The 25,736-nt window shown below is 65.6% G+C and carries 20 protein-coding genes, 1 tRNA gene and 1 pseudogene; 11 read left to right on the forward strand and 11 right to left on the reverse strand.

The window, feature by feature from the left end; translation table 11 throughout:
- Window positions 1-114: 114 nt before the first annotated feature.
- A complete protein-coding gene (locus tag GGR61_RS05235) occupies window positions 115-1,929 on the reverse strand; it encodes a formylglycine-generating enzyme family protein (protein ID WP_260286918.1) in 1,815 nt (604 codons plus the stop codon).
- A gap of 148 nt (window positions 1,930-2,077) precedes the next feature.
- On the opposite strand from GGR61_RS05235, the gene rnd reads away from it, so the two are divergent.
- The 5 genes from rnd (at window position 2,078) to GGR61_RS05260 (ending at window position 5,757) form a co-directional block, all read left to right on the forward strand.
- On the forward strand, window positions 2,078-3,169 hold the full coding sequence (rnd, locus tag GGR61_RS05240) for a ribonuclease D (RefSeq protein ID WP_184409223.1): 1,092 nt from the start codon (window positions 2,078-2,080) through the stop codon (window positions 3,167-3,169).
- Window positions 3,170-3,565: 396 nt separating this feature from the next.
- Window positions 3,566-3,967 carry an H-NS family nucleoid-associated regulatory protein gene (locus GGR61_RS05245; protein WP_184409222.1) on the forward strand — a complete coding sequence of 134 codons (402 nt, stop codon included), beginning with the start codon at window positions 3,566-3,568 and terminating at the stop codon, window positions 3,965-3,967.
- A gap of 90 nt (window positions 3,968-4,057) precedes the next feature.
- Window positions 4,058-4,133 (forward strand) — tRNA-Ala (locus tag GGR61_RS05250).
- 150 nt (window positions 4,134-4,283) lie between these two features.
- Window positions 4,284-4,460, forward strand: coding sequence for a hypothetical protein (locus GGR61_RS05255; protein WP_184620679.1), 177 nt, complete (start codon window positions 4,284-4,286; stop codon window positions 4,458-4,460).
- Between the two features lie 211 nt (window positions 4,461-4,671).
- On the forward strand, window positions 4,672-5,757 hold the full coding sequence (locus tag GGR61_RS05260; RefSeq protein ID WP_184620680.1) for a sensor domain-containing diguanylate cyclase: 1,086 nt from the start codon (window positions 4,672-4,674) through the stop codon (window positions 5,755-5,757).
- Between the two features lie 174 nt (window positions 5,758-5,931).
- Here GGR61_RS05260 and GGR61_RS05265 read toward each other — a convergent pair whose 3' ends face one another.
- Both GGR61_RS05265 and GGR61_RS05270 read right to left on the reverse strand, forming a co-directional pair.
- Window positions 5,932-6,441 (reverse strand): chemotaxis protein CheW, encoded by a 510-nt coding sequence (locus tag GGR61_RS05265; RefSeq protein WP_184409219.1) that lies wholly within the window; start codon window positions 6,439-6,441, stop codon window positions 5,932-5,934.
- An 11-nt stretch (window positions 6,442-6,452) separates the two neighbouring features.
- Window positions 6,453-8,111 carry a methyl-accepting chemotaxis protein gene (locus tag GGR61_RS05270; protein WP_184409218.1) on the reverse strand — a complete coding sequence of 553 codons (1,659 nt, stop codon included), beginning with the start codon at window positions 8,109-8,111 and terminating at the stop codon, window positions 6,453-6,455.
- 299 nt (window positions 8,112-8,410) lie between these two features.
- Between GGR61_RS05270 and GGR61_RS05275 the strand changes: the two are divergent.
- A pseudogene (locus tag GGR61_RS05275) lies at window positions 8,411-9,010 on the forward strand (DNA-3-methyladenine glycosylase).
- Here the strand turns inward: GGR61_RS05275 and GGR61_RS05280 are convergent.
- Window positions 8,950-13,362 carry a DEAD/DEAH box helicase gene (locus GGR61_RS05280; protein ID WP_184620681.1) on the reverse strand — a complete coding sequence of 1,471 codons (4,413 nt, stop codon included), beginning with the start codon at window positions 13,360-13,362 and terminating at the stop codon, window positions 8,950-8,952. The pseudogene GGR61_RS05275 and the gene GGR61_RS05280 overlap by 61 nt on opposite strands.
- A gap of 477 nt (window positions 13,363-13,839) precedes the next feature.
- Between GGR61_RS05280 and GGR61_RS05285 the strand changes: the two genes are divergently transcribed.
- Entirely contained in the window at window positions 13,840-14,220 is a 381-nt protein-coding gene (locus GGR61_RS05285; RefSeq protein ID WP_184620682.1) for a DUF3301 domain-containing protein, read from the forward strand.
- A 260-nt stretch (window positions 14,221-14,480) separates the two neighbouring features.
- Here the strand turns inward: GGR61_RS05285 and GGR61_RS05290 are convergent, their stop codons facing one another.
- From GGR61_RS05290 to GGR61_RS05320, 7 genes are all read right to left on the reverse strand, one after another.
- Window positions 14,481-14,921 carry a ClpXP protease specificity-enhancing factor gene (locus tag GGR61_RS05290; RefSeq protein WP_184620683.1) on the reverse strand — a complete coding sequence of 147 codons (441 nt, stop codon included), beginning with the start codon at window positions 14,919-14,921 and terminating at the stop codon, window positions 14,481-14,483.
- 78 nt (window positions 14,922-14,999) lie between these two features.
- Window positions 15,000-15,635, reverse strand: a complete 636-nt coding sequence (locus GGR61_RS05295) for a glutathione S-transferase N-terminal domain-containing protein (protein WP_184409215.1) — start codon at window positions 15,633-15,635, stop codon at window positions 15,000-15,002.
- A 564-nt stretch (window positions 15,636-16,199) separates the two neighbouring features.
- A complete protein-coding gene (locus GGR61_RS05300) occupies window positions 16,200-16,958 on the reverse strand; it encodes a cytochrome c1 (protein ID WP_184620684.1) in 759 nt (252 codons plus the stop codon).
- On the reverse strand, window positions 16,951-18,210 hold the full coding sequence (locus GGR61_RS05305; protein WP_184409213.1) for a cytochrome bc complex cytochrome b subunit: 1,260 nt from the start codon (window positions 18,208-18,210) through the stop codon (window positions 16,951-16,953). The genes GGR61_RS05300 and GGR61_RS05305 overlap by 8 nt, the downstream gene beginning before the upstream one ends.
- The gene (gene petA / locus GGR61_RS05310; RefSeq protein ID WP_184409212.1) at window positions 18,210-18,854 is read right to left on the reverse strand and encodes a ubiquinol-cytochrome c reductase iron-sulfur subunit; all 645 of its coding nucleotides are present in this window, start codon (window positions 18,852-18,854) and stop codon (window positions 18,210-18,212) included. The genes GGR61_RS05305 and petA overlap by 1 nt, the downstream gene beginning before the upstream one ends.
- A gap of 368 nt (window positions 18,855-19,222) precedes the next feature.
- Window positions 19,223-20,212: a lytic transglycosylase domain-containing protein gene (locus GGR61_RS05315; protein ID WP_184620685.1), complete on the reverse strand. Its 990-nt coding sequence runs from the start codon at window positions 20,210-20,212 to the stop codon at window positions 19,223-19,225.
- Between the two features lie 49 nt (window positions 20,213-20,261).
- Window positions 20,262-21,227 carry a WYL domain-containing protein gene (locus GGR61_RS05320; RefSeq protein WP_184620741.1) on the reverse strand — a complete coding sequence of 322 codons (966 nt, stop codon included), beginning with the start codon at window positions 21,225-21,227 and terminating at the stop codon, window positions 20,262-20,264.
- A gap of 95 nt (window positions 21,228-21,322) precedes the next feature.
- On the opposite strand from GGR61_RS05320, the gene GGR61_RS05325 reads away from it, so the two are divergent.
- The 4 genes from GGR61_RS05325 to GGR61_RS05340 all read left to right on the forward strand — a co-directional run bounded on the left by GGR61_RS05325 (window position 21,323) and on the right by GGR61_RS05340 (window position 25,729).
- Window positions 21,323-21,934 (forward strand): glutathione S-transferase family protein, encoded by a 612-nt coding sequence (locus GGR61_RS05325; protein WP_184620686.1) that lies wholly within the window; start codon window positions 21,323-21,325, stop codon window positions 21,932-21,934.
- Window positions 21,935-22,002: 68 nt separating this feature from the next.
- Window positions 22,003-23,472: a tRNA (N6-isopentenyl adenosine(37)-C2)-methylthiotransferase MiaB gene (miaB, locus tag GGR61_RS05330; RefSeq protein ID WP_184409208.1), complete on the forward strand. Its 1,470-nt coding sequence runs from the start codon at window positions 22,003-22,005 to the stop codon at window positions 23,470-23,472.
- Window positions 23,473-24,197: 725 nt separating this feature from the next.
- Entirely contained in the window at window positions 24,198-25,181 is a 984-nt protein-coding gene (locus GGR61_RS05335) for a PhoH family protein (protein WP_184620687.1), read from the forward strand.
- Window positions 25,182-25,183: 2 nt separating this feature from the next.
- Window positions 25,184-25,729: a hypothetical protein gene (locus GGR61_RS05340; RefSeq protein WP_184620688.1), complete on the forward strand. Its 546-nt coding sequence runs from the start codon at window positions 25,184-25,186 to the stop codon at window positions 25,727-25,729.
- Window positions 25,730-25,736: the final 7 nt, after the last annotated feature.

Consider the following 25,736-nt stretch of genomic DNA (forward strand, 5'->3'; position numbering starts at 1 on the left):
CCGGTCACGCCCTGCCCGCACCCGGGGTGAGCACAGCGATAGATGGGCAGCACCGTCGGTCGCATCGCTGCCGGCGTCCGCGCCCGCCCCGTGCCTGGTCGCTTGATGGCTGCTTTAGATGCCGCGCGCCAGGCGAAAGCCGATGCGTGCGCTGGTGGTATCCGAATCCTGCGACTGCCGCCATGCCGCGCGCGTCTGCTGCGGGGAGTTGGCCCAGCTGCCGCCACGGATCATGCGCTGCCGGCAGCCGGGGTTGAACCACGCCGCACCGTCGGCGGGCGCGCGGCGGTAGCTGGCATGCCAGCAGTCGGCCACCCACTCGCTCAGGTTGCCGCCCATGTCGTGCAGGCCCCAGGCGTTGGCGCGGAAACTGCCAACCGGCGCCGGCCCCCAGAAGCCGTCGCCGTATCCGACGAAACCGTTGTTCCAGTGCCGGCCGCTGCGCGAGATATCGTTGCCACCGGTGAAGTTGCCCGCATTCAACGGCGGCGAGCCCGCATTGCCCCACGGATAGCGACCGGTGGTGCCGGCGCGCACCGCATATTCGAACTCGGCCTCGCTGGGCACGTGGTAATGGCGGCCGGTCTGTTCCGACAACCAGCTCGCATAGGCCTCGGCGTCGCGAACGCTGACGTGCATCACCGGGCTGTTGGGCGCGGCCTGCGCGCCGTTGTAGTCCGATTGCCAATCCACCCCACTGCGTCGGATGAAGTTACCGCTGCGCTCGTCGTACACCACCGAATGCCCGCGCCGGGTGGCACGCGGACGGGCGCCGGTGGCGCGGACGAATTGACGAAATTCATCGACTGTCACTTCGGTGATCGACAACGCGAAGCCGCGCGCGAAGCGCACGTAATGCGCGGGGCGCTCGTTGTCCGAAGCACCCGGTTCGGCGTCGCCTGCGCCCATCTGAAACGCACCGTGCGGCACCACGATCATCTGCGGCCCGCGACCGCCGACTTTCAGCCCATCGGTGAATACCTGCCCGGGCCGGAAGCTGCCGTAATGCGTGGCCAGCTCCAGGCGACGGCGCAGGTCGCCCGCCACCGGATCGCCCGGATCGGCGATACGCAGTACCTCGGCCAGTTTTTCGCCGGCAGCCTTGAGTCCACGCGGCGAATTCAGATCGTGCAGCCCGGCGTCGTGCAATGCGGTGATTTGCGCCCGACGCATGCGTTCGATGCGCGTGCGCGCATCGGCCATGGTGGGCGCGCGCTCGCGCACCTGGCCGGCCATCTGCAACCAATACCGCGCACCGATGAAGTCGCCCACCTCGGCCGCACGTTCGGCGCGCGCCAACAAGCCACTTTCCACTGCCGCCAGCCCCTGACGCGTGCGCGGGTTATCCGGATCCAGCTGCGCGGCATCGCGAAAATTCGCCAACGCGCCATTACCGTCTTCGCCCAGGCGCCCGGCGCGCAGGTCGTCCTCGCCGGCGCGATTGAACCCGAGCACGCGCTGCGCAGTTTCCACCTCGCGTTGCAGCCCACGCACCTTCGGATCCTGTGGGGCGAGCGCCAACGCCACGATCGCCAGTTCGCGCGCCTGTTCCAGCGCATCGTCCTGGCGCTCGGTCTGCGCGATCAAGGCATCGCCACGCTCGATCAACCGGCGCCGCGCCTGCTCCAGGCCGCGACGGCTGGCCGCATCCTGGCCACCGGCACGTTGCTGGATCGCCAGATACAGCGGAATCGCATCGTCGGCGTTGCGAAACAGCCGATTTTCCTTCAGCGCCTGGTCAGCACGTTTGCGCGCCTGCGCGAGCGACTCATCGCCAAGCTCTACCGCAGGCGGTTGCCATTGCGCCACGGTTTCGGCCGATTCTTCGCCGCCGATGGATACATTCGGCTTGCTTGGTGCAGCCTCCACTGCCGCCGGTTTTGGCGCAGCGGCAGGCGCAGGCGCCGGTGCGCGCGAACAGCCGCACATGCTGAGCGCGACCAAGGTCCACGCTGCGATCCGGTTACCGCACTCACCCACCACCTGCTCCTTCCAGTGCTCTGCCGCACGACAGGCGATCGCGACGTTAGGCTATTCTGCGCGTTCTGCGCAAACCCCTGCTGTCGACGGAAATCACGTGCCCCACTGGATCACCCACCCCTCCGAGCTCACTGAACGCCTGCAAGCGTCGCGTCCGGCCCGCATTGGCCTGGATACGGAATTCATCCGCGAACGCACCTACTGGCCACAACTGGCGCTGGTGCAGATGGCCATCGGCGAGGAGATCCTGCTGATCGACCCGTTGATTCCCGGCATGAACGAGGCACTCGGGGAGTGGTTGACCGCCACCGATATCGTCAAGGTGATGCACAGCGCCAGCGAAGACCTGGTGACCTTCAAGTGCGCCTGCGGCGTATTGCCTCGGCCGTTGTTCGACACCCAGATCGCTGCCGCACTGGCCGGCGTGGGCGGTGGCATGGGCTATCAGAAACTGGTGCAGGAAGTGACCGGCACCTTGCTGACCAAGGGCGAGACGCGCTCGGACTGGATGCGTCGTCCGCTGTCGCCGGCGCAGCTGGAATACGCCGCCGACGATGTGCGTTACCTGTTCGCCATCCACGACGAACTCACCCGCCGCCTGACGGAGCAGGATCGCCTGGGCTGGTTGGCCGAAGATGCCGAGCGCCTGCTCGCGACGGTCGAACACGACGATGGCGAGCGTTGGCCGCATGTGAGCCTGCGCACCGCACAGTTCCTGGAGCCTGCCGCGCAACGTCGGCTGCTGCGGCTGCTGCGTTGGCGCGACCTGCAGGCGCGTCAGAGCGATCGTCCGCGCAGCTGGATCCTGGACAACGAACTGGCCAGCCAGCTGGCGCGCTTTCCGCCCGCCGATCTGGACGCCTTGCTGCGCCAGTTCGACAAGTTCCCCAAGGCGCCGCGCAAGCTGGCCGCTGCGGTATGGGACGCACTCAACACGCCACTGCCCGACGAAGACAAGGCGCCGCTGGCGCAGGCCGCCACCGACGGCAACAAGGCCACGCTCAAGCGCCTGCAGGATGCGGTGGCCCAGCGCAGCCGCGAGCTGGAATTGCCCGACGGCATCCTGGCCTCGCGCCGACACCTGGAAACCCTGATCGAACAACGCAGCTGGCCTGCCGCACTCGGCCAATGGCGCCGCGAGGTGCTCGAAGCGCAGCTGACGCCTCTGCTGGACGACGCGACGGCGTAATGCCGGCAGATAGTCCGCGATCGAAGCGCGCAGCAATGCGGGCATTGGCGTCGCTGGTGCATACCGCCGATCCTGCGACGCCCGGCCCACGAAAGGCTGAAAGAGATTGATAGCGTCGGTGCGGCGCCGACGCCGGACTTGCAGCGACATACATCACCGGATGTCTGGCATCGCGTCCCTGCTGCTCCTGTATCGTTGCAGCAAGGATCGCGGCATGCCCAACCGGCGTTGCCGCCTCCGGCAGGACAATGCGACAGTGCGCCACCGGGCCTTGCAAAAGACCTGTTCGCCGCATGTGCAAGCAGTGCACACGCAGCGGTCGCCCCCGGACCGCATGCCATAATGACGCGCGCCCATTGGGCAGCGTCTCCACCCTTATTCCGAGGCCATACCTCTGTGAGCAATACTTCTTCGAAACTGGACTCCATCGCGCAAGCCAAAGCCAAGCTGCTGGACGAGCTGCAGAAGCTGGAAGAACAGGAGAAAACCGAGCGCGCGAGCGAGGCATCCTCTGCGCATGCCACCATCGTCTCGCTGCTTGAGCAGTTTGCCGGCCATTTCAACACCAAGCAGCGCAACGACATTGCCGCCTACCTGGGCACCACCGGTGCACGCAAGGAAGTGGTCAAGAGCGGCCGCAGCGAAGTGAAGCCCAAGTACGAACTGCCGCACACCGGCGAGACCTGGTCCGGCCGTGGCCGCACCCCGAAGGCCTTTGCGGCCTGGGAAGGCTCGGTGTCGTACAAGGAATGGAAGGCCAAGAACCCGGACCTCAAGTTCCCGCTGGTTCGCGAGTAACGTCTGCAGGGCCGCGCTGTGACGGCGCGGTCCGTCGGCGCCGGACGCCATTGGCGAACCGCGCGGCATGTGGTTAGAATCAAACCACGTGGGGCGGTAGCTCAGCTGGGAGAGCGTCGCGTTCGCATCGCGAAGGTCGAGGGTTCGATCCCCTTCCGCTCCACCATTGCATGATTCATCAAAGGCCTCGGAAACCACGTTTCCGGGGCTTTTTTGCGTAGGCACGGTACTGGTCGCCGGCGCCGCCTGCAGCCATGGCGCGGGGATCACACCGTGCGCGCTAACGTGTCTGCCACCTTCACAGCGGACGCACGCCATGAGCAACGACCAGCGCCAACCCGACAAGGCTGCCGACAACACCCACGGCGTCACCGAGAGTCAGCAAGACCGTCGACAGGACGATGTCGCCAAACAGCGTCCCGGGGTCGAGGACCTGAAAGTCGATAACGAACAGAACCGCCGTCCGAAAGGCAATGCCGGCCAGGGCAAGTAACGCCTGCCACGTCGCTGCAGCACCGGCATGCATCACGCACATTCCACGCCGTTGGCCGATATGGCACCATTCGATCACGCATCGGTTGCTGGATGGCTGACGCGTGCTGCTTCATCGTTTGGAGGCAGACCGGGCTGCGGCTTGGCGACATCGGCATCGCCGCTGCCAGACACTCATCGCGCTATCGGCGCCCTTTCCGGTTGTCCTTTGCATGCAGATTCCTGACGCGCCAGCGTTGAACCTGGTCCACGCCACGCTGTTGCCCGGCGGGATACATGCCGGCCTCGGTGCCCGCAAGCCGGCCAACGAAGACGACCGGCTTGCCGCGCTGCACGATTACCAGATCCTGGATACCGCACCGGAACCGGGCTACGACGCCTTCACCTCGATCGCCGCTGCGGTATGCCGGACCCCAATGGCGCTGATTTCGCTGGTGGATACCCAGCGTCAGTGGTTCAAGTCGAAGGTCGGCATGCAGCCGAGGCAGACGCCGCGCGAGTTGTCCTTCTGCGCCCACGCCATCCTGCAGCCCGATCAGGTGATGGAAGTCGGCGACACCCACCTGGACGCACGCTTTGCCGACAACGCACTGGTCACTGGCGAGCCGGAGATCCGTTTTTACGCCGGTGCCCCGCTGCTGACATCCAACGGCATCGCGCTGGGCACGCTATGCGTGCTCGACCGCACGCCGCGACGCCTGTCGGTGGCCGAACGCAATGCATTGCAAGCGCTGGCACGGCAGGTCGTCAGCACGATCGAATTGCAGCACGCGGCCAAGCTGGTCGAACTGGACACGCTGCGCGACGCGCTCACCGGGCTGTGGAATCGCGACGGCCTGGAGCATGCCATGCAGACGCTCGTACAGCCTTCGACCGCATCGTCACCGCTGCCGCTGAGCTTTGCGCTGATTGATCTGGACGGCTTCAAACGGCAGCAATTGCAGGCCGGTGCGGCCGCCGCAGACGCAACGCGTGTGCAGGCCGCCCGGATCCTCGAAGCACACCTGCCGCAGCACGCCACGGTGGCGCGCCTGGCGGGCGATCAGCTTTGCGTGGTGTTACCGCAGACCTCGGCGCCGGACGCGGCCAACACCATCGACGCGGTGCGCGGGGCAGTCGAAGCGGCCAGCTGGCCGACCGGCGCACTGACCATCAGCGCCGGCCTGGTTGAGGTCACGTCCAACGAGGCGCACGACAGCCATACCTTGCTGGCGCGCGCGCGGCATGCCCTGCAGACCGCGATTCGCGGCGGACGCAACCGCGTGCAGCGGTTCGATGGTTGGCAGCTGCACGACTGATTGGCCAATGTCGTCGTCTCCCTGACGACCTCTGCGACCTGGCGTTGCCATCCGCAGGCCTTCGCATGCCGAACAGCGTGGCCCCTGCCGGAAGGCGGCATGCACCGTGTCCGGTGTTGAGTGCCGCGCACATCTGCACGGCACAGGCTCTGCGCATTCCGTTGCCGGCCGCGCTCAGGCGGCCAGTGCGTCGCCGCCGCCCGCGATCTCATCCACCTGCAGCACCTGCTCCATGTCCAGCAACACGACGAAGCGTTCGCCGACCTTGCCCATGCCACGCAGCAGGTCGCGGCGGATATGCGTGCCGAACGACGGTGCCGCCTCGATATCCTGATCGGCCAACTCGATCACCGCGTTGACCGCATCGACCAGCACGCCGATCACCTGGGTTCCCTGCGCCTGCTCGGTCGCCAGGATCACGATGCAACTGCGCTTGCCGATTGTGCAATCGGCACGGCCCAGTCGTGACTGCAAATCCACCACCGGCACCACGGCACCGCGCAGATTGATGACGCCGCGCACGCAGGCAGGCATCGACGGCACCGGCGTCGGCGTGCGGTACTGGATGATTTCGCGAATACCAAGAATGCTGATGGCGAAGGTTTCGCCATCCAGTTGAAAGGTCAGGTACTGGGCCGCCGCATCGGCGTCGCCAGGCATCACATCGGGGGTCTGTGCAGTCATCGGTCGGTCTCTCAGAAGCGAGCGAATTGGCCTTCGTCCGGGCCCTCGGACATCGCATAGGCCGGCGCAGCCGCGTGACGCCAACCGCTGTTGGCCGCAGTGCGTGACGGGCGTGCGGCGGCGACCTTGCCCCGCTTCGGCGGCGTGCTGACCGGCCCCTGCCCGCCCAGGCGGAAGAACGCCATGCTCTGCTGCAGCTGTTCGGCCTGTGCGCTCATCTCTTCGGCAGTGGCGGCCAGCTCTTCGGACGCACTGGCGTTCTGCTGGGTGGTCTGGCTCAGCTGCACGACCGCCGAATTGATCTGGCTGACGCCGGAAGACTGTTCTTCGGACGCGGCCGAAATTTCCTGTACCAGATCGGAAGTGCGCTTGATGCTGGGCACGATGGAATCGAGCAGACGGCCGGCGCGATCGGCCAGCTCCACGCTGGAACTGGCAACCTCGCCAATCTCCTGGGCGGCGACCTGGCTGCGTTCGGCCAGCTTGCGCACTTCGGCAGCGACCACGGCAAAGCCCTTGCCATGTTCGCCGGCACGCGCCGCTTCGATCGCGGCATTGAGCGCGAGCAGATTGGTCTGATAGGCAATGTCGTCGATGATGCCGATCTTCTGCGCGATCTGCTTCATCGCCTGGGTGGTGGCGACCACGGCTTCGCCGCCTTCGATGGTTTCCTTTGCGGCCTGGGTGGCCATGCCATCGGTGACGCGCGCGTTCTCGGTGTTCTGGCTGATCGATGCGGTCATCTGCTCCAGCGACGCGCTGGTTTCTTCCACGCCGGCGGCCTGTTCGCTGGCGGCCTGCGACAGCGACTGCGCGGTGGCGCTGACTTCTTCCGAGGCGCTGGCCAGGGTTTCGGCGCTGGTATTGACCTCGCCCACTACCTGCGACAGCTTCTGCACCATGGTGCGCATCGCTTCGAGCAGCTGCGCGGTTTCGTCGCGGCCCTGCACCTCGATGCGCATGGTCAGGTCGCCTTCGGACAGACTGTTGGCCACCGCCACGGCGCGACGGATCGGGCCGGTAACGCTGCGGCTGATCACCACACCGAGGATGACGCCGAGGATGACGCCGCCGGCAATGATGGCGATCAACAGCTTGGAACTGTTGGTGTGGATGGCGTCGGTTTCCGCGTTGGCCGAAGCCGCGCTGCGCTCGCGCAGGCCGCCCAGGTCGGTCATCAGCGCATCCACTTCATCCGAGCTGGCACGCACCGCGTTGGACAGTGCCTCCAGGTCCGGATCGGCCTGGCGCAATGCTTCGCGGTTTGCGGCTTCGAGGAAGCGGCCGCGCTCGTCCAGATATTTCTGCCAGGCGCGGTCGAATTGCGCCAGCTTGTTCTTGCCTTCCTCGGTCTGGAAGCTGGACCGTGCGCGGGTCATGTAATCGACCACCTTGGCGGTGTATTTGTCGATGTTCTGCACGTGCGACTGGCGCTCTTCGGCGCTACTGGCCAGCAGGAGGTTGGCACGGGCACGGCCGGCGTAGATGAGGTTGATGTTGGCCTCCTTGACGTTCGACAAACCCAGCAACTCACGCTCGTACAGCGAGGTGGCCAGACTGTTGATGCGACCGGAGTTGGAATAGCCAACCCAGCCGATGCATACGCCGATCGCCGAGACGATCAGGAAGGCGGCAATGAGCCTGGTTCCGATTCTGAGGTTGCCTAACATGGGAAAGTTCTCTTAAGGAGGAGGTGCGCGACATGCGCTGCATGGAGGAAGATGGCGTGCTGCGCTACGCGATCGCTGCGATACGGCTTGTCTAACCAATCGCTTATGGCTATCGGCGACGGCAAAACCCGCTTGAGACATGAACGGTGGTGAAACCCCCATTCAGTGCAGTGGATATCTGCATCTGTGACAGATCACACACTCTTAACACTCTGTATTCAGAAAATCCCTACCCCTCGTGGCGATCCCCCACGCACCAGCCCGCTGCGGCCTCACCGCCCGATTGCCAGGCTTCACGCATGCCGCCCGCACCGCTCCCGCGCAGCGTCTACGCCACGACGCACGCGTGGTGGCGCCCCGATTGCTCAACAAGATGCTGGTCGGCATGGACGGACGACGCGGACGCATCAGCGAAGTCGAGGCGTATTGCGGCAGGGAGGATGCGGCCGCGCACTCGTTTCGTGGCATGACGCCGCGCACGCAGGTGATGTCCGCTGCGCATGGGCACCTGTATGTGTATTTCATCTACGGCATGCATTGGGCGATCAATACCGTCTGCGGCGGCGCGCCCGGTCATGCGGTGCTGATTCGCGCGCTGGAGCCGCTGGTCGGTATCGACCGCATGCAGGCAGCGCGCGGTGGTGTGCCGGACAAGCACCTGACCACCGGTCCAGGCCGTTTGACGCAGGCCTTCGGTGTGACGGCCGCCGACAACGGGCTGGATCTGACCGATGGCGGGGCACGCTTGTGGATCGAAGACGACGGCACTGGCAACACCGCGGGTCGGCATCCGCAAGGCGGTGGATGCGCCGTGGCGCTGGGTGGTCCCGGGTAGCCGCTATCTGTCGCGCCCGCTACCGCGGTTCAGCGATACACGGCGTGCGCTGCCAGGCGACTGAGCCAGCCACTGCTCCATCGGGGTTTGCTCTGCAGCCCCGGGGCCACGCTGCAACACCTGCAGCGCCTGCTCGGTGTGTTCGGCAGTAAGTTCCTGCAGCGGTTGCAAGCGCTCTGCGGCCCACACCGCCATCGGCATGCCATCGAGATACGCGACGCGATTGCCGGGCACGCGCGCCACGCGCTCGCCGGGCAGGAGGCTGCCCAGCAGATTGCTCGGGTCGCTGGCGCTGACGCATACCCACTGTTGCGGCAAGGCCTGTGCACGCACGCGGCGCAATGCCGCGATCGCATCCGGCAACGCGAACTGCTCTCCGGACAGGCCGGCGATGAATCGGCCACCACGGATGTCGCCACGCGCTTCAAGACGTTGATACATGCGCAGCAGTTCGCGCCACGGTGGCAGCCATGCGGCCTCGCGTTCGAGCAGACGCCAACACACCACCCCATAGCGCCGCAGCAAGCTGCGCGCGACATGTTCCAGCATGTCCTGGTGGCGCTCGCTGGCTTCGGCCAACGGCACCTCCGGCAACGCGCGCACCGGCGCCCAGCGGCCGGCATCGCGAATCCCCAGTGCATTGGCACGGCGACGGTGGCGCGATAGTGCGCTCGGTCGCTTGGAAGCCGGCACCAGCAGCGCGCGCAGCCCGGCATAGCTGTCGCAGTGCGCGCGGCCGCGCATCACCGCCTCGCTCAAGGCCTCTTCCAGTTCGGTTGTCATCAAGCCGGCGGCGTCGGCGATCTCGTCGAAGAACAGCGCACCTTGCTGCTGCAAGACCTCCACCACGCGTTGCGCGCGCGAGCCCAGGGGCGTGTCGTCGGCATCGCGTGCCAGGCTGCTCCAGCGTTGCGCCTCGCGACGTGGCAGCAACACGATCGGCGTGGTCCGCAGCGCCACACCGCTGCGTCCACCGCCGGGGCGTAACCGCGCCCACACGGTGCGACCGGCGGTGCACAACTCGTCCAGCCATGCCGGTCGATAGTCGCGCACGCGTGCAGGCAGCAACTCGCTCTCCCAGAGCACAGCTGGTGCCTCGAAGCCTTCCAGCTGCCCGACCACGCCGGCCAAGGCATCCGGCCCCGCCACCCGGCTGCTGCCGTCCACGTGCTGCCACTCGAACAGAAAGCGCGCGTAGTCGCGCTGCGCCACCGGCTCGATCTCGCGGCGCAATCGTCCCAGGGTATAGCGATGGATGCGCGCCAGCAGATGGCGTTCGCACCATTCTTCCGACTGCGCCTGCGCACTGAACCGCCCGGCCATGACATAGCCCTCGCGCTGCAAGGCGGCCAAGGCAACCAGGATCTCGGCCGCGGGCAACTGCAGTGCGCCGGCCAACGCCGGCACCTGCGCCGGGCCAACGGCAGACAAGCGTCCACGCAGCAGTTCGCGGATGGCCCACTCACGCGTCCATTCGTCAACACGACAATCGGCCGGCGCCTGTAACGGCGGCTGCGGCAACGCCTGCGGATACAGCGGCAGGAACCAGTCGATGCGCTCGGCACTGATCCACAGCGCCGGTGCGCCATCCAGGGCAAGACAACTGGCGCGGCCATCGCCAGCAAGTGCGGCCAGCCACACATGCCAGTGCGCATCGGCGGCTTCATCGACGGGAAGTACGCCCAGCCCGACCAAGGCCTCGTGCATTTCCTCGGCATCGCGTGGCTGCGGCCATGCCTGCTCGCGCACCGATGCGATGGCATCTGCATCGAGCTGCCCCAGGTCGTCGCTGCTCTGCGGCAGGTAGTGGCGGTTCTGCACGGCCTGGGTGCGGCGTTCTTCCAGTGGTGCGTCGTCCAGAAACGCATATGGCCGCGCGTTCAAGGCTTCGGCGGCCAGCGGCGACGGCGCAGCCAGATCGCGCGCCACCAGCGTGATCGCGCCCGATTCCAGCCCGCGCAGCACCTGCAGCCAGCCTTCGCTGTCCATGGCCTGATGCAGGCAATCGTCCAGTGTCTGCATCACCAGCGGGTGATCGGGCACTTCGCGCTCGCCGACCAGATTCTCCGCGCAGGCAACCTGATCGGGGAACACGGTCGCCAGCAGATCCTCCGACTTCATCCGTTGCAGTTGCGGTGCGACCTTGTTGCCGCCGCTAAAGCGCGGCAGCGCCATCGCGTTGGTCGCATTCCAGCGCCAGCGCACGCCGAACAGCGGCGCATCCAGCAAGGCCTGGATCAACACATGCTCGGCCGATGACGAATGCAGATAGCGGGCCACCTCCGCCAAGGCAAAGCTGTGGCTGGTGGACAGCGACAACACGATCGCATCCTCGGTGGCGGCAGCCTGCAGTTCGAAGTTGAAGGTGCGGCAGAAGCGCTTGCGCAACGCCAGTCCCCAGGCACGATTGATGCGGCTGCCATATGGCGAATGGATCACCAACTGGGTGCCGCCGGTGCCATCGAAGAAACGCTCCATCACCAGGCAATGCTGGGTCGGCATCGCGCCCAGCGCCACGCAGGCACTGGCGAGGTAATCCACCAGTTGCCGCGCCGCCTCCGCCGTCAGTCCCCGTTCGCCCACCAGCCATTCGCAGGCGGCCTGGTGCGGCGCTGTTTCGGACGGCACGGCGTCGAGCCGTGCCGCGATCTCGTCGCGCAAACGCGATACCGCCGCCGACAGTTCGTCGCTACGGCCTGGCGCCTCGCCCAGCCAGAACGGAATGTTCGGCGGCGCCCCCTTGGCGTCTTCCACCCGCACCCGCCCCGCTTCCACGCGCAGAATGCGGTAACTGGCGTTGCCCAGTTGAAACACGTCGCCGGTCAGGCTTTCGACGGCGAAATCCTCGTTCACCGTGCCGATCTTGTCTGCCTGCGGCTCCAGCACCACGCTGTAGTCGCCCGTCTCGGGAATGGTGCCGCCGGAGGTCAGTGCGGTCATGCGTGCGCCGCGGCGCGCATGCAGGCGCCGATGCACCGCATCGCGATGCAGATAGCCCGCACGCGGCCCGAGCCGGGTGCTGAAGCCGTCGCACAACATGCGCACCACGCGATCGAACGTGGTGCGGCTCAGTTGCGCGAACGGCCATGCGCGACGCACCAGCGCGAACAGCGCGTCCTCGTCCCAGTCTTCGCATGCGGCCTCGGCCACGATCTGCTGTGCGAGCACATCGATCGGTGCCAGCGGAATGCGCAAGGCATCCAGTTCGCCACGGCGCACGCTATCCAGCAGTGCGGCGCACTCGACCAACTCATCGCGGGTCTGCGGAAACAAGCGTGCCTTCGGCGTCCCACCGACCGCATGCCCGGAACGTCCGGCACGCTGCAGGAACGTGGCGATCGAACGCGGCGACCCGAGCTGGCAGACCAGATCCACATCGCCGATATCCAGCCCCAGTTCGAGCGAGGCGGTGGCCACCAGCACGGTGAGTTCGCCGGCCTTGAGTCGCCGCTCGGCCAGCAGACGGGTTTCGCGCGACAGGCTGCCGTGGTGCGCGGCGACGCGCTGCTTGCCGAGCAGATCGCCAAGATGGCGCGCTGCGCGCTCGGCCATGCGCCGCGTGTTGACGAACACCAGCGTGGTGCGATGTTGCTGCGCGAGTGCGGCCACGCCGGCATACACCTGTAGCCACTGATCGTTGGACATCACCACGCTCAGCGGCGTCGGCGGCAAGGCCAGTGCCAGATCGCGCCTGCGGGTGTAGCCGATATCCACGATCTCGCAGCGCGGCGCCAGCTGGCCGGCATCGCCCGTACCGACCAGGAACTGCGCCACGGTCTCGATCGGCTTCTGCGTCGCCGATAACCCGATACGGGTGATCGGACGCTCCGCCAGCCGCTGCAAGCGCTCCAACGTCAGCGCCAGATGACTGCCGCGCTTGTCCGCCGCCACCGCATGGATTTCATCGACGATGACGGTACGCACATGGCGCAATGCGCTGCGCCCGGAGGCCGAGCCCAACAGCACGTACAACGACTCCGGCGTGGTCACCAGAATATGCGGCGGCGTGCGGCGCGCGTGTGCCCGCTCGCGCTGCGGGGTATCGCCGGTACGCACTGCCGTGCGCACTGCCACATCCGGTAGACCGCTGGCGACCAGTGCGGTGCGGATCCCCTGCAGCGGCGCATCCAGGTTGAGATGGATGTCGTTGGACAGCGCCTTCAATGGCGACACGTAGACCACACGGGTTTCGTCCGGCAACGCACCGCCGTGGGCCAGGCCCTCGCGGATCAAGCCGTCGATGGCGGCGAAGAATGCGGTCAGCGTCTTGCCCGAGCCGGTCGGTGCGGCCACCAGCGTGTGGCGTCCGGCCTGGATTGTCGGCCACGCGGCGACCTGCGCCTGGGTCGGCGCGGCAAAGGTCTGCGCGAACCACGCAGCCACGACGGGATGAAACTGCGGCAGGACCGGATGCATAGGCGATAGCGCACACCGTCACGCCAAACCAGGGCGCGCGGCGCATCGATGCGATATGGCGGGAGTTCACTGGATGGGGTTGCGCTGTATCCGACACAAGCCGGCCGCGACGACGGCGGTGAATGGTTTAGAACTGCGATCGCGCTTGTTGCGCGGCGTCCAGGCGTGCATGGCCGGTGCCTGGACACGGCATGCCACTCATGCACTCGGGCGCGTTCGCCTGCTCCGCGCCCGGCCGACCGCCGCTTGCGCTCTGTCGTCAGCCACATCGGTGGAGACACTACGCTGCCGGGGTGATCGCTGGACTCGGTCAGCGCAGGTGTTCCCGGATGGCATGCGCTGACGTGGACAACCGCACATCTGGTCCTGATGCGTGCGCCGACGATCGATGCCCGCGTGTCGGCCGTGACCCTGCAAATGGCCGACGCTCGGCTGGCTGGATGCAAGCACCTCGGCATCGGAACGTAGCTGCGCCGATTGTCGATCGGCCGCAGGCCATGGCACATTGGCGGCATGCCCAGCCTTATTCTATTGATGATTGCCGGCGCCGCGCTGTACGCGTTCTGGAACTCCTCGCGCGCCGCTGCCGAACGCGCCGGTATCCTCGGCCGCAATGCCTGCCGCGCTGCCGATGTGCAGTGGCTGGATCAGAGCGTGCACTCCACCAGCATCCGCCTGTGCCGCAAGGCCAATGGCTGGCTGGGCTTCGAGCGAACGTTCCGCTTCGAGTATTCGCACGACGGCATCGACCGCCACAGTGGCCGCCTGGTGCTGCGCGGCGATCAGCTGATCGCCTTCACCGGCCCGCAAGTGGCCACGGTGACGCCGCTGAATCCCGAGCATCAGCGCCTGAATTGACGGCTAGCTGTTGCTGGGCGCGTCAGCATGGCGGTCGCGCGCATTGCGGTGGATCGAACGTCCCGACCATCGCTGGTTCCCGGCATCGCCGCACCGCCATCCTCGCTGGCGATGGCCTGACCGGCAGCAGGTAATGCGACGATGCACCACATGCAGCGCGACCCACCCCGTTGCGCGGGGGGAACAGGCGACATACCTGGATGCAACTGCACCCATGCAGACGTTAAAAGCACCGACGCGTTGCGCGCCGGGGCTCTTAGCTACTTGACCACGCGCAGATGCGGGCGCTTGCCACTGCTGGGTGGCTCGTCCGGCGCGGGCGCACCCGGCGGCGGCGCACCCGGATCCGGTGGCTCGCTGCTGGTCCCAGGAATGTCATCCGGCAACGCCATGCCCTGCCCGGTCTCACGCGCGTACACCGCCAACACCGCCGCCATCGGCACCATCACCGGATGGCTGACGCCGCCGAAGCGCGCGTTGAAACTGACGCTCTCATTGTCGACCTGCAAGCCGACCACGGCACGCTCGGCGATGTTCAACACAACGCGGCCGTCCTTGACGGCACTGGCAGGCACCTGCACACCTGGCAGCCCTGCGTCCACCAGAACGTGCGGCGTCATGCCGTTGTCGTTGATCCATTCAACCAAGGCCCGCAACAGGTACGGGCGATGGCTGGTCATGCGGGGGAAATCTTCGCTCATGGCGTCATTTTACCCGCACACGGCCCGCAGCGGCGGCTGCACAACAGGGCGTCGGTCTGTTGGCATACAGTCGGCGCATCAGCCCGGCATATCGCGCAGTTTCTTTTCCTGATCGGTCAGGCTGCGGATGAAGCCGGGGTTGCGGAAGATCCGGTTGCCATAGTCCTCGATCGCCTTGCCGTCCTTGGGCAGACCGATCTCCAATGCTTCCAGTCGCCAGATGATCGGCGCCATCGCGCAATCGGCCAGACTCATTTCCGGATTGAGGAAGAACTTGCTGGCCTTGAACAGCGGCACCGAGGCGGTGAGCAGTTCTTTCAGGCGCTTGCGGCCGGCCTCGGCCTGGGTCTTGTTGCCGAGCTGGATCGCCTGCACCTGCGGCACCCAGTCGTGCTCGATCCGCAGCATCGCCAGACGCAGGCGCGCGCGAGAGAGCGGGTCCACCGGCATCAACGGCGGATGCGGGTAGCGCTCATCCAGGTATTCGCTGACCACCGACGCGGCGTACAGCACCAGATCGCGTTCGACCAGGGTCGGAACCGAATGATAGGGATTGAGATCGATCAGATCTTCGGGGGGATTTTGCGGGTCGACCGGCACCAGGTCGTAGGTCACCCCTTTCGCCGCCAGGACCAAGCGGACCCGGTGGCACAACACGTCGTCGTTGGACGAAAACAAAGTCAAGGTATTCCGCATACGCACACTCGTCGCCATTCAAGGCTCTCCGACGACCGGAATCCGCCGGCCGCATCGGCGCGGCCGGCCCAACGCCGACCGTCACCACGGTCCTTCGAGTGTGCAATCACGTCACGCAAAAGCCAAGAGTGATAGACACCATTCGCCGGCGATTTGGCCATGTTTCTATCTCGAATGTGCGATGGCGCGAGCGAATGACGCCAAATACGCACGCAGTGAGCGGCTGGTCTGCACCCAGCCCGAACAGATGGCTGGCAGTCCAGGCCACGGATGACTGGCTGGGTGCAGGTAGCCGCACGCGACGCTGCCTATCGACACACCGGTCAAACACGCCCTGCCATCCACGGCCACATCGCCGACAAGGCCGGTGATCCGCGCCGAACGCAGCGGGACACCGCGCCGCACGAAAATTGACGCACACAATCGACAAGGACAGCGCAGATTTCCGTCAATGCAGGCCTTGCCGGCTTGTCGCCCTCGCCTACGTTGCGGCGAGGGGTTCTGTGCAGGTGTCCGATGTGGAAGGGCGACGCGGTAGTGCAGCCGCGCCCAGCGCTCAACCTGGCGTTACGCCAGAGGAAGTCAGTGCACGTCCTTCCAGTATTCCTGCTTGAGCAAGTAGGCCAGGAAGGTCAGCAGGACCAGAAACAGGATCACCCATACCCCCATGCTCTGTCGCTTCAACACGGCCGGCTCGCCGGCGTATTCCAGGAAATTGGTGATATCGCGCACGGTCTGATCGAACTCCACCGGCGTCTGGCGGCCCGGCTGACCAAGTTTCAGCCCCTGCACCGGTTTGTCGCCGGTGGCCTTGTCGGGCGGACCGAACTGCGCCTGTTGCAGGCCTTGCAGCTCCCACAAGGGATTGGGCATGGAGGCATTCGGGAACAACTGGTTGTTCCAGCCCAACGGACGGGTCTGATCCAGATAGAACGACTTGAGGTAGGTGTAAACCCAGCCGGTGCCGCGCACCCGCGCAATCAGCGTCAGATCCGGCGGTGCCTTGCCGAACCATTTGGTGGCCGCATCGTGCGGCATGGTGGTCTCGATGTGTTCGCCGACCTTGGCACCGGTGAAGTTGAGGTTGGTCATCACCTCTTCCTCGCTCAAGCCCAGATCGCTGGCCATGCGCGAGTAGCGCAAATATTTCAGCGAATGGCAGCCGGAGCAGTAGTTCATGAACAACTGCGCGCCACGCTGCAGCGATGCACGGTCGCTCAGGTCGTTGCCGGCTTGCTGCACCGCCCCGCCTTCGGCCGCGACCGCCCCGGCAGCAACGAGCAGGCCGCAGAGCAAGGCGGCAGCGCGCATCTTGCATGACCTCACGATGGACTTAGTCATGCATGGTCACCCGTTCCGGTACAGGTTTGGTCTGATCCAGCCACGTCCACAACGGCATGGTGATGAAGAACGCGAAGTACAGAAAGGTCAGCACGCGCCCCACATAGGTCTCATGCGCGTCGGTACCGGGACCGGAACCGATCACGCCCAGCCACACGAAGCACACCACCAGCACGCCAAGCGCGACCTTGGAGATCCAGCCGCGATAGCGGATCGAGCGGACCTTGGCGCGGTCCAGCCATGGCACCAGGAACAGGATGGCGATCGCCGAGAACATCACCAGCACGCCGCCGAGCTTGTTGGGCACCACGCGCAACATCGCGTAGTACGGCGTGTAGTACCACACCGGCTTGATGTGCTCCGGCGTCACCAGGCGATTGGCCTCGGTGAAGTTGTCGTGCTCCAGGAACAGGCCACCGAAGGCAGGCGCGAAGAAGATGATGAAGGCCGCGATCAGCAACAGGAAACCGACACCCACCAGATCCTTGACCGTGTAGTACGGATGGAATGGAATGCCGTCGGCCGGTTTGTGCGCGTCCCAGCGGTTGCCCTTGGGCCCCTTCTTGATGTCCACACCATCCGGGTTGTTGGATCCCACTTCATGCAGCGCGCCCAGGTGCAGCACCACCAGCAGCAACAGCACCAGCGGCAGCGCGATCACATGCAGTGCGAAGAAGCGGTTGAGGGTGGCATCGCCGGGCAGGTAGTCGCCCATGATCCACTCGGTCAACCCGTTGCCGATGACCGGGATCGCCCCGAACAGCGAGATGATCACCTTGGCGCCCCAGAACGACATCTGGCCCCAGGGCAACACATAGCCCATGAAGGCCTCGGCCATCAGCACCAGGTAGATCAGCATGCCCAGGATCCACACCAGCTCGCGTGGTTTCTGGTAGCTGCCGTACATCAGGCCGCGGAACATGTGCAGGTACACCACGATGAAGAACAGCGAGGCGCCGGTGCTGTGCATGTAGCGGATCAGCCAGCCCCACTCCACGTCGCGCATGATGTATTCGATCGAGGCGAACGCCTCGGCCGCGCTGGTCTTGTAGTGCATCGTCAGGAAGATGCCGGTGACGATCTGATTGACCAGCACCACCATCGCCAGCGAGCCGAAGTAGTACCAGATGTTGAAGTTCTTCGGTGCGTAGTACTCGCTGATGTGCTTGCGGTACGTGGGCATCAGCCCCGGTGCGCGTTCGTTGACCCACTCGAACACGCCGTTGGCGGTACGAACCAGGATATTGCTCATCAGGCAGCCCCCGTGCTTTTGGCCGACGTCCCGGCACCATCGGGATCGACACCGATCACCAGGGTGTTGTCGTCCACGTAATGGTGTGGGGGCACCAACAGGTTGATCGGTGCCGGCACGCCGTCGAAGACGCGGCCCGACATGTCGAAGCGCGACTTATGGCACGGGCAGAAGTAGCCGCCCTTCCATTGCGGGTCGTACGGCTCGGGGCGGATCTCGGCGACCATTTCCGGCGAGCAGCCCAGATGCGTGCACAGCCCGACCAGCACCGAGATATCGGACTTGATCGAGCGGTATTCGGGATTCTTCAGCACGTAGTCCGGCTGCTGGTCCTTGTTCTCGGACTTGGGGTCCTTGAGCCGGTCATCCAGGGACGGCAATGCGTCCAGCATCGCCTTGGAACGTTTGACGATCCAGATGGGCTGACCGCGCCATTCCAGAACCAGCCGTTGTCCTTCCTGCAATGCGCTGATGTCGGCGGTGACCGGTGCACCCGCCAACTTGGCGCGTGCGCTGGGATTCCACGACTTCACGAACGCAGCTGCGACAAATCCTGCTCCGACCACACCGACCACGGACGTTGTCGCGGTCAAAAACCGGCGACGCCCGAGATCAGCAGGTGCGTTTACCCCATCGTTGGCCATCCGGCTCTCCGATCTTGATTAGGTAGCGTGAGGCTGCCAACGGCTGGCGGGGGGTCCAGCCGCGATGAATCGACCGCAGTGTAGCGGAACGCTTAATACACACACAATGCAATGTACGCAGTCGGACCGGCGCAGTGCAAATGGTAGATGCCTGCATCGACGGATCGCATGCGTGAGAACACGCGCCGCGACGCAGCTGGCTGTGACCCAATGCGCAACACAGACCACGGGATGCCGGAGGTGGAGCGGATGGACGCACGCGCAGCGGATGCGGCCAGAACGCTGCGCGGAGGTCGGCCCATCTACGGATCGCATCGCACGGCACGCAACTGGATGCCGCCTGCAGGCGTTGCGTGGAGACGCAGCCCTCAATTGGCGGTGGTGGCCTGCCCACGATAGCGACCGGCCAGCAGCCCGACGCGTTGCACATAGCGCTGGGTCTCGCTGTAAGGCGGCACGCCGCCATAGCGATCCACTGCGCCTTCGCCTGCGTTGTAGCCGGCTGCGGCGAGCGTGAGATCGCCATTGAAGCGTTTCAGCAACCAGGAAAGATATTGCACGCCGCCGCGAATATTTTGCGTTGCATCATAGGCATCGCTGACACCGAAACGGCGTGCGGTGCCAGGCATCAACTGCATCAAGCCTTGGGCGCCGGCGCGACTGAGCGCCAGCGGGTTGTACGCCGACTCGGCATGGATGATCGCCCGCACGATGGCTTCTTCGACACCGAAATCGCGCGCGGCTGCGGTGATTTCCTGCTGGTAGGCATTGGTGTTGAGGCGGATCGCGCCAAAATTGACGCCAGGCTTGGCACCGCAGGCGTAACAGGTTTCGATGAAGCTGTAGTGGATGGTGCGCAGGCCTTCGATGCTGGCGACCTGGCGTGGGCGCGCGCTGGTGTAGTGGCGCACACCGTCCTTCATGTAGGAATAGACCTGCCCGCTGACCACGCGGCGTGGATTGACCGCTGCGGCGGCAGGCATGGGCGCGACCGACGTTTCCGACACCGGCTGCGTGCGCGGCACGATCACCGAAGCGACCTCGGCTGCGCGCGGCGCGCGCGCGCTGGCCGGCTGGCTGATGATCGTGGCCGGTGCCCCGCTATCGATGTTGGAGACGCTGCGCGTAGACCCCGCCACCGGAGCGGCGACCGGGCTCGCCACCCGTGGCGGCAGGCGACGCACAGAACGATCCGGGGTATAGCTGCTGATGACGCTGCAGCTCGCCCCACTCTGACGCTTGCTCAGATAACTGGTAATTCCATCGCCGCTGACGCATTTGTACAGGGTGCCGGCGCTGACCGGCGCCGCCGACAACGTGACAAGGACCACCCCCAGCAGTCTTGACATCCCCTTCATGTGGCGGAGTGTCCCAGCTTGCCCGGAGCTTGCCAAGTGCAGCCATCGGTTATCCGGGCAACGGGTCCAGTCGCACGCGCAACGCGTTCAGCGCCTGGCTCAACGGTTCGCGCACGCTGTCGGGACAGATCCGGTCGAACGGCAGATCGAGCAGCAACAGGTTGGCCGCCAGTGCCGGCATGCTCGGTGCCCCCAGGCCAAGCCAGCAATAGTCGGTGCCTTCCGCTTCCAGCGCCCCCAGCCAGGGCGGAATGCGGGCGGCGAGCACGTCGAGGGTGCCGCGCAGCCGCACTCGCGCCCGGCACGGGAACGGCGACTCGCCGATCGCCTTGCGCAGCAGCTGCAGCGGTTCTTCCGGCAACGCACGGGCGACGCATGGCCCCCCAGTCACGACAGCCTGGTCGATCCGGTCGGCCCGCAAGGTGCGCCAATCCTGGCGTTCGCAGTCCCACACCAGCAGGTACCAGCGTCGCCCGTAATTCACCAACAGCGCCGGCTCGACCCGCCGCGTGATGGGCTCGCCAGAATGACGGCGATAGTCCAGTTGCAGTGCGACGCGGTCGCGGCAGGCACTGGCCAAGTGCGCCAGCAGCGCTGCATCCACCAACGCCCCGGCTTCCACGATCGGCAGACTGGCCATGGCCGCATGCGCGCCACTGGCACGCTGACCACTGCGTCGCGGTATCAAGGGATCCAGCTTGGCCAATACGCGGGCGGCAGCGGCGTCCATATCGCCGATTGCCGGGGCGGCCGCACGCAAGGCGATCGCCACCGTCAGCGCTTCATCCTCTTCGAACAACAACGGCAACGTGGCTGCCCCCTGCCCCAGCCGGTAGCCACCGGCGGTTCCGGTCGCGGCATGCACCGGGTAACCCAGCTCGCGCAGGCGGTCGATATCGCGCCGCACGCTGCGCGGGTGAATCTCCAGCCGCTCGGCCAGGGCTGCGCCCGACCAACGACGACCGCCTTGCAGCAGCGAAAGCAGACGCAACAGGCGGGCGGCAGTGGAGGCCATCGCGCCACCGTATTGCGGACAGAAGATGTCCGCAATAGGTGCGTAGGATTTCCGCATCACCTCGTGTCGCCTTTCGCCTCCACCAAGGAACCGCAATGTCCGATCGTCACATCACCCTGTTCCACAACCCCCGCTCGCGTTCGCGTGGCGTGCTGGTGCTGCTGGAAGAACTCGGCGCCGACTACGATCTGCAGATCATCAACCTGGAAAAAGGCGAGCAGCGCACGCCGGACTACCTGGCGATCAACCCGATGGGCAAGATCCCCGCGATCCGTCATGGCGATGCGGTGGTCACCGAGCAGGTGGCGATCTATCAGTACCTGGCCGAGTTGTATCCGGAAGCCGGTCTGTCGCCGGGACCGGGCGATGCGGATCGCGGCGCCTACCTGCGCTGGATGGCCTTTTATGGCTCGGCGTTCGAGCCGGCGATCATCGACCGTGCGCTGAAGCGCGAGGCGCCGCCGCGCGGGATGTCGCCATATGCCGATTGCGACACGGTGCTGCAGGTGATCGATACGCAACTGGCCAAGGGCGACTATCTATTGGGCGAGCGCTGCAGCGCGGCCGACGTGCTGTGGGGTGGCGCGCTGGGCTGGATGGTCGATTTCAGCCTGATCGACCCACCGGCCACCACCCGCGCCTACATCGCCCGCATGGCCGACCGCCCGGCGTTCGCCCGCGCCGAGGCAACCAACGCCAAGGTCTGACCATCGGACGCAGCCGACACAAGCAGGTAAACTGCCCGGCTATCTTCTACCCGCCTGGAATAAGCGCCATGCCCGGGACGTCCGTTTCCGATCTGTCCGCAGCCACCGCCGTGGACGCACCTGCCCTGTTGCCGCTGCCGGTGGCTCGCCCGTCGGCGCCTGCCGTGGTACGCGGCAAGCTCTACATCAAGACCCACGGGTGCCAGATGAACGAGTACGACTCGGCCAAGATGGCCGACGTGCTCGCCGCCTCCGACGGCCTGGAGCTGACCGATAACCCCGAAGACGCCGACGTGGTGCTGGTCAACACCTGCTCCATCCGCGAGAAGGCGCAGGAAAAGGTGTTCAGCCAGCTGGGCCGCTGGCGCTTGCTCAAGGAAAACCGGGCCAAGGCCGGCGGTACGCCGGTGATCATCGGGGTGGGCGGTTGCGTGGCCTCGCAAGAGGGCGAAGCCATCGTCAAGCGCGCGCCCTACGTGGATCTGGTATTCGGCCCGCAGACCCTGCATCGCCTGCCGGAGCTGATCCGCGCACGGCGCGAATCGGGCAAGTCGCAGGTGGACATCAGCTTCCCGGAAATCGAGAAGTTCGATCGCCTGCCCGAGCCGCGCGCCGATGGCCCGTCGGCGTTCGTGTCGATCATGGAAGGCTGCTCCAAATATTGCTCGTTCTGCGTGGTGCCCTACACCCGTGGCGAAGAAGTCAGCCGGCCGTTCGAAGATGTGCTGGTGGAAGTGGCGCAACTGGCCGCGCAAGGCGTGCGCGAGATCAACCTGCTCGGCCAGAACGTCAACGCGTATCGCGGTGCGTATGGCGCCGACGCGGGCGAGGCGGCGCAGTATGCCGATCTGGGCTTGTTGATCCGCACCATCGCGCAGATCGACGGCATCGGCCGCATCCGTTTCACCACCTCGCACCCGCTGGAATTTTCCGACTCATTGGTCGATGCGTATCGCGACGTGCCGCAGTTGGCCAATTACCTGCACTTGCCGGTGCAGGCCGGCAGCGACCGCATCCTGTCGGCGATGAAGCGTGGCTACACCGCGCTGGAATTCAAGTCCAAGATCCGCAAGCTGCGCGCGGTGCGCCCGGATATTTCGATCAGTTCGGACTTTATCGTCGGTTTTCCCGGCGAGACCGAAGCGGATTTCGAAAAGACTATGAAGTTGATCGAAGACGTCGGTTTCGATCAGAGCTTTTCGTTCGTGTATTCGCGTCGCCCCGGCACGCCGGCCGCGGATCTGGAAGACGACACGCCCGATGCGCTCAAGCAAGCGCGCCTGGCCCGCTTGCAGGCGCACATCAGTGCGCATGCGGCGACCATTTCGCAGTCCATGGTCGGCAGCGTGCAGCGGGTGCTGGTGGAAGGCCCCTCGCGCCGCGATCCGAACGAATTGACCGGCAGGAGCGAGAACATGCGCCCGGTGAATTTTGCCGGCAATCCGCGCCTGATCGGGCACTTCGTGGACGTGCTGATCACCGAGGCGATGAGCAATTCGCTGCGTGGCGTCATCCAGGTGAGTGACAGCGCGAGTTGATACGACCCAGGCGCCGGATGCCTGGCGCCATGGTGCAGCATCGCGCGCCTCGCATATGCGCTGATCGGCGGATACGCGCCGACCGATCGAGACCTGCGCTGCGCTGCGGCCGGCTAATCGTTGCACCCCCTGAGTGCGACGGTACTTGCGTTGCATGGCTGGAACAGCAACGTCGCCGCGCGATCTTCCGCAATCACGCTGCTGGCAGGGCCATTGCGCTGCATCGGCTCAGTGTCGCTCGCGCTTGGGCGCGCTGCTGCGCCGTGGCCGGCCTGCGGGTCTACAACAGCGCGTATCGCTCGCACAGCGGTCTCGGTCGTGATCGCGCATGACACACGGCACCGACTCGCCTCGTTGCGCAGCACCCACAGCTGGTGATCAAAATTTCACCATCCATCTGCAACACCTTGCGGCGCAAGGCCTCACCATACTTACCCACAGGCTTTGCCGAATTCGATCCACACCGCTTGTGGACAACCGCCATCGCAGTGGTGATTTTTTCACCACCACCCTGCCAGACCTTGCGTCAGTAAGCGTCGCACTTTTTATCCACAGGTTAGTGATGCGTGACTCCACAGCGATTGTGGAAAACCCGCGCACGTCGCCCAGCGATCTCGGAGCCGCGCCATTGCGGCGCCCGGGCGTGTTGGTGGGATCACACGCTGCGCGCTACCCTCGTCTGCCGCCCAACCGATCAGCGCATGCGTGCGCGGTCCGATCCGACCATGAACTCATCTGCACACCGCGACTTCACCCTGGAACCCGACGATACCGAGCGCCTGGCCAATCTGGCCGGCCCGTTCGACGCGCACCTGCGCCAGATCGAGCTCAAGCTGGGTGTGGAGATCGCCAATCGCGGCAACATCTTTCGCGTCACCGGCCCGGAGCCGGCGATCACCGCCACGCAGACGCTGCTGACCGCGCTATACGACGAAGCCGCCTCCACCACTTTCGACAGTCACGCCATCCATCTGCGCTTGAACGATGCCAATGTCGAGCACGTGGTCGATCGTTCCTATGCAGCGCAAGAAGTGGCGATCAAGGTCAAGCGCGGCACGGTGCGTGGCCGCGGCGCCAACCAGGCCAAGTACCTGCACGCGATCACCACCCATGACATCAATTTCGGCATCGGCCCGGCCGGTACCGGCAAGACCTTCCTGGCGGTGGCCAGCGCGGTGGAAGCCTTGAACGAGTCGCGCGTGCAGCGGCTGATCCTGGTGCGCCCGGCAGTGGAAGCCGGCGAGAAGCTGGGTTTCCTGCCAGGCGACCTGAGCCAGAAGGTGGACCCGTACCTGCGCCCGCTGTACGACGCGCTGTACGAAATGCTGGGCGTGGAAAAGGTGGTCAAGCTGCTGGAGCGCAACGTGATCGAAATCGCACCGCTGGCGTACATGCGCGGCCGCACGCTCAACGATGCGTACGTGATCCTGGACGAGGCGCAGAACACCACCATCGAACAGATGAAGATGTTCCTGACCCGCCTGGGTTTCGGCTCCACCGCCGTGGTCACCGGCGACCTGACCCAGATCGACCTGCCCAAGCACGTCAAATCCGGCTTGCGCGATGCGATCGAGGTGCTGCACGAGGTCGACGGGGTCAGCTTCACGTTCTTCGAAGCGCGCGACGTGGTGCGGCATCCGTTGGTGGCGCGTATCGTCAATGCCTACGAAAAGCGCGAAAGCGCCTTGTCGCCGCCTGCAGCCGACTGACGATGCGCGGCACGGGCTTGCTGTGGGGAGTGTGGCTGATGCTGGCTTGCCAGGGCTCGGCGCAAGCGCAAGCATCCGAACAAACCGACACGACCACGCGCATCACCCTGCGACAGCAGCTTGCTGCCTCCTGCGTGTCGGTGGCCGGCGCGCAAACGACCATCCTGCTGGGCCGTGCCGAGCTGGAACGACTCGCGATGGGAAAGCCTGCAGCCGCTGCGGCAGTTGAGGACGATGCGCAGCGGCTGGCGCGGCTCGCAGGCGTGCGGGCGCAGGGAGTGCTTGCCTCCACTGGCAAGGCGCACGACCGCTTCGGCTGCGCGGTGGTTCAGGAGGGCAAGGGAAGCGCCGACACGCATTATCTGCTCGGTCAACTGCTGGAACGCGGCCGGGCAGCGGTCTGGACCCAGGCCCCGGCGGGCTTCGCCCCTGCCATCGAGGTCAGGCGGGTCGATCCGCATTGCCGGAACGGGCCGATGGGCAGTGCGTTTTATCGCGTCGCCGACGGCGGTCCGTTGATACTGGTGCTGGTGGAGTGCGTCCGCTGATGCCCGC

This window comes from Xanthomonas sp. 3058 (genome assembly GCF_014199765.1).
GTDB lineage: Bacteria > Pseudomonadota > Gammaproteobacteria > Xanthomonadales > Xanthomonadaceae > Xanthomonas > Xanthomonas campestris_B.

Coding starts and splice junctions, on each gene's coding strand:
- GGR61_RS05290 (WP_184620683.1), bottom strand. CDS start 14,921: ATGAGCGAAGATTTCCCCCGCATGACCAGCCATCGCCCGTACCTGTTG.
- miaB (WP_184409208.1), top strand. CDS start 22,003: ATGCCCGGGACGTCCGTTTCCGATCTGTCCGCAGCCACCGCCGTGGAC.
- GGR61_RS05260 (WP_184620680.1), top strand. CDS start 4,672: ATGCAGATTCCTGACGCGCCAGCGTTGAACCTGGTCCACGCCACGCTG.
- GGR61_RS05255 (WP_184620679.1), top strand. CDS start 4,284: ATGAGCAACGACCAGCGCCAACCCGACAAGGCTGCCGACAACACCCAC.
- petA (WP_184409212.1), bottom strand. CDS start 18,854: ATGGCCAACGATGGGGTAAACGCACCTGCTGATCTCGGGCGTCGCCGG.
- GGR61_RS05305 (WP_184409213.1), bottom strand. CDS start 18,210: ATGAGCAATATCCTGGTTCGTACCGCCAACGGCGTGTTCGAGTGGGTC.
- GGR61_RS05280 (WP_184620681.1), bottom strand. CDS start 13,362: ATGCATCCGGTCCTGCCGCAGTTTCATCCCGTCGTGGCTGCGTGGTTC.
- GGR61_RS05235 (WP_260286918.1), bottom strand. CDS start 1,929: ATGTGCGGCTGTTCGCGCGCACCGGCGCCTGCGCCTGCCGCTGCGCCA.
- GGR61_RS05335 (WP_184620687.1), top strand. CDS start 24,198: ATGAACTCATCTGCACACCGCGACTTCACCCTGGAACCCGACGATACC.
- GGR61_RS05270 (WP_184409218.1), bottom strand. CDS start 8,111: ATGTTAGGCAACCTCAGAATCGGAACCAGGCTCATTGCCGCCTTCCTG.
- GGR61_RS05340 (WP_184620688.1), top strand. CDS start 25,184: ATGCGCGGCACGGGCTTGCTGTGGGGAGTGTGGCTGATGCTGGCTTGC.
- GGR61_RS05265 (WP_184409219.1), bottom strand. CDS start 6,441: ATGACTGCACAGACCCCCGATGTGATGCCTGGCGACGCCGATGCGGCG.
- GGR61_RS05300 (WP_184620684.1), bottom strand. CDS start 16,958: ATGACTAAGTCCATCGTGAGGTCATGCAAGATGCGCGCTGCCGCCTTG.
- GGR61_RS05295 (WP_184409215.1), bottom strand. CDS start 15,635: ATGGCGACGAGTGTGCGTATGCGGAATACCTTGACTTTGTTTTCGTCC.
- GGR61_RS05315 (WP_184620685.1), bottom strand. CDS start 20,212: ATGAAGGGGATGTCAAGACTGCTGGGGGTGGTCCTTGTCACGTTGTCG.
- GGR61_RS05325 (WP_184620686.1), top strand. CDS start 21,323: ATGTCCGATCGTCACATCACCCTGTTCCACAACCCCCGCTCGCGTTCG.
- GGR61_RS05320 (WP_184620741.1), bottom strand. CDS start 21,227: ATGGCCTCCACTGCCGCCCGCCTGTTGCGTCTGCTTTCGCTGCTGCAA.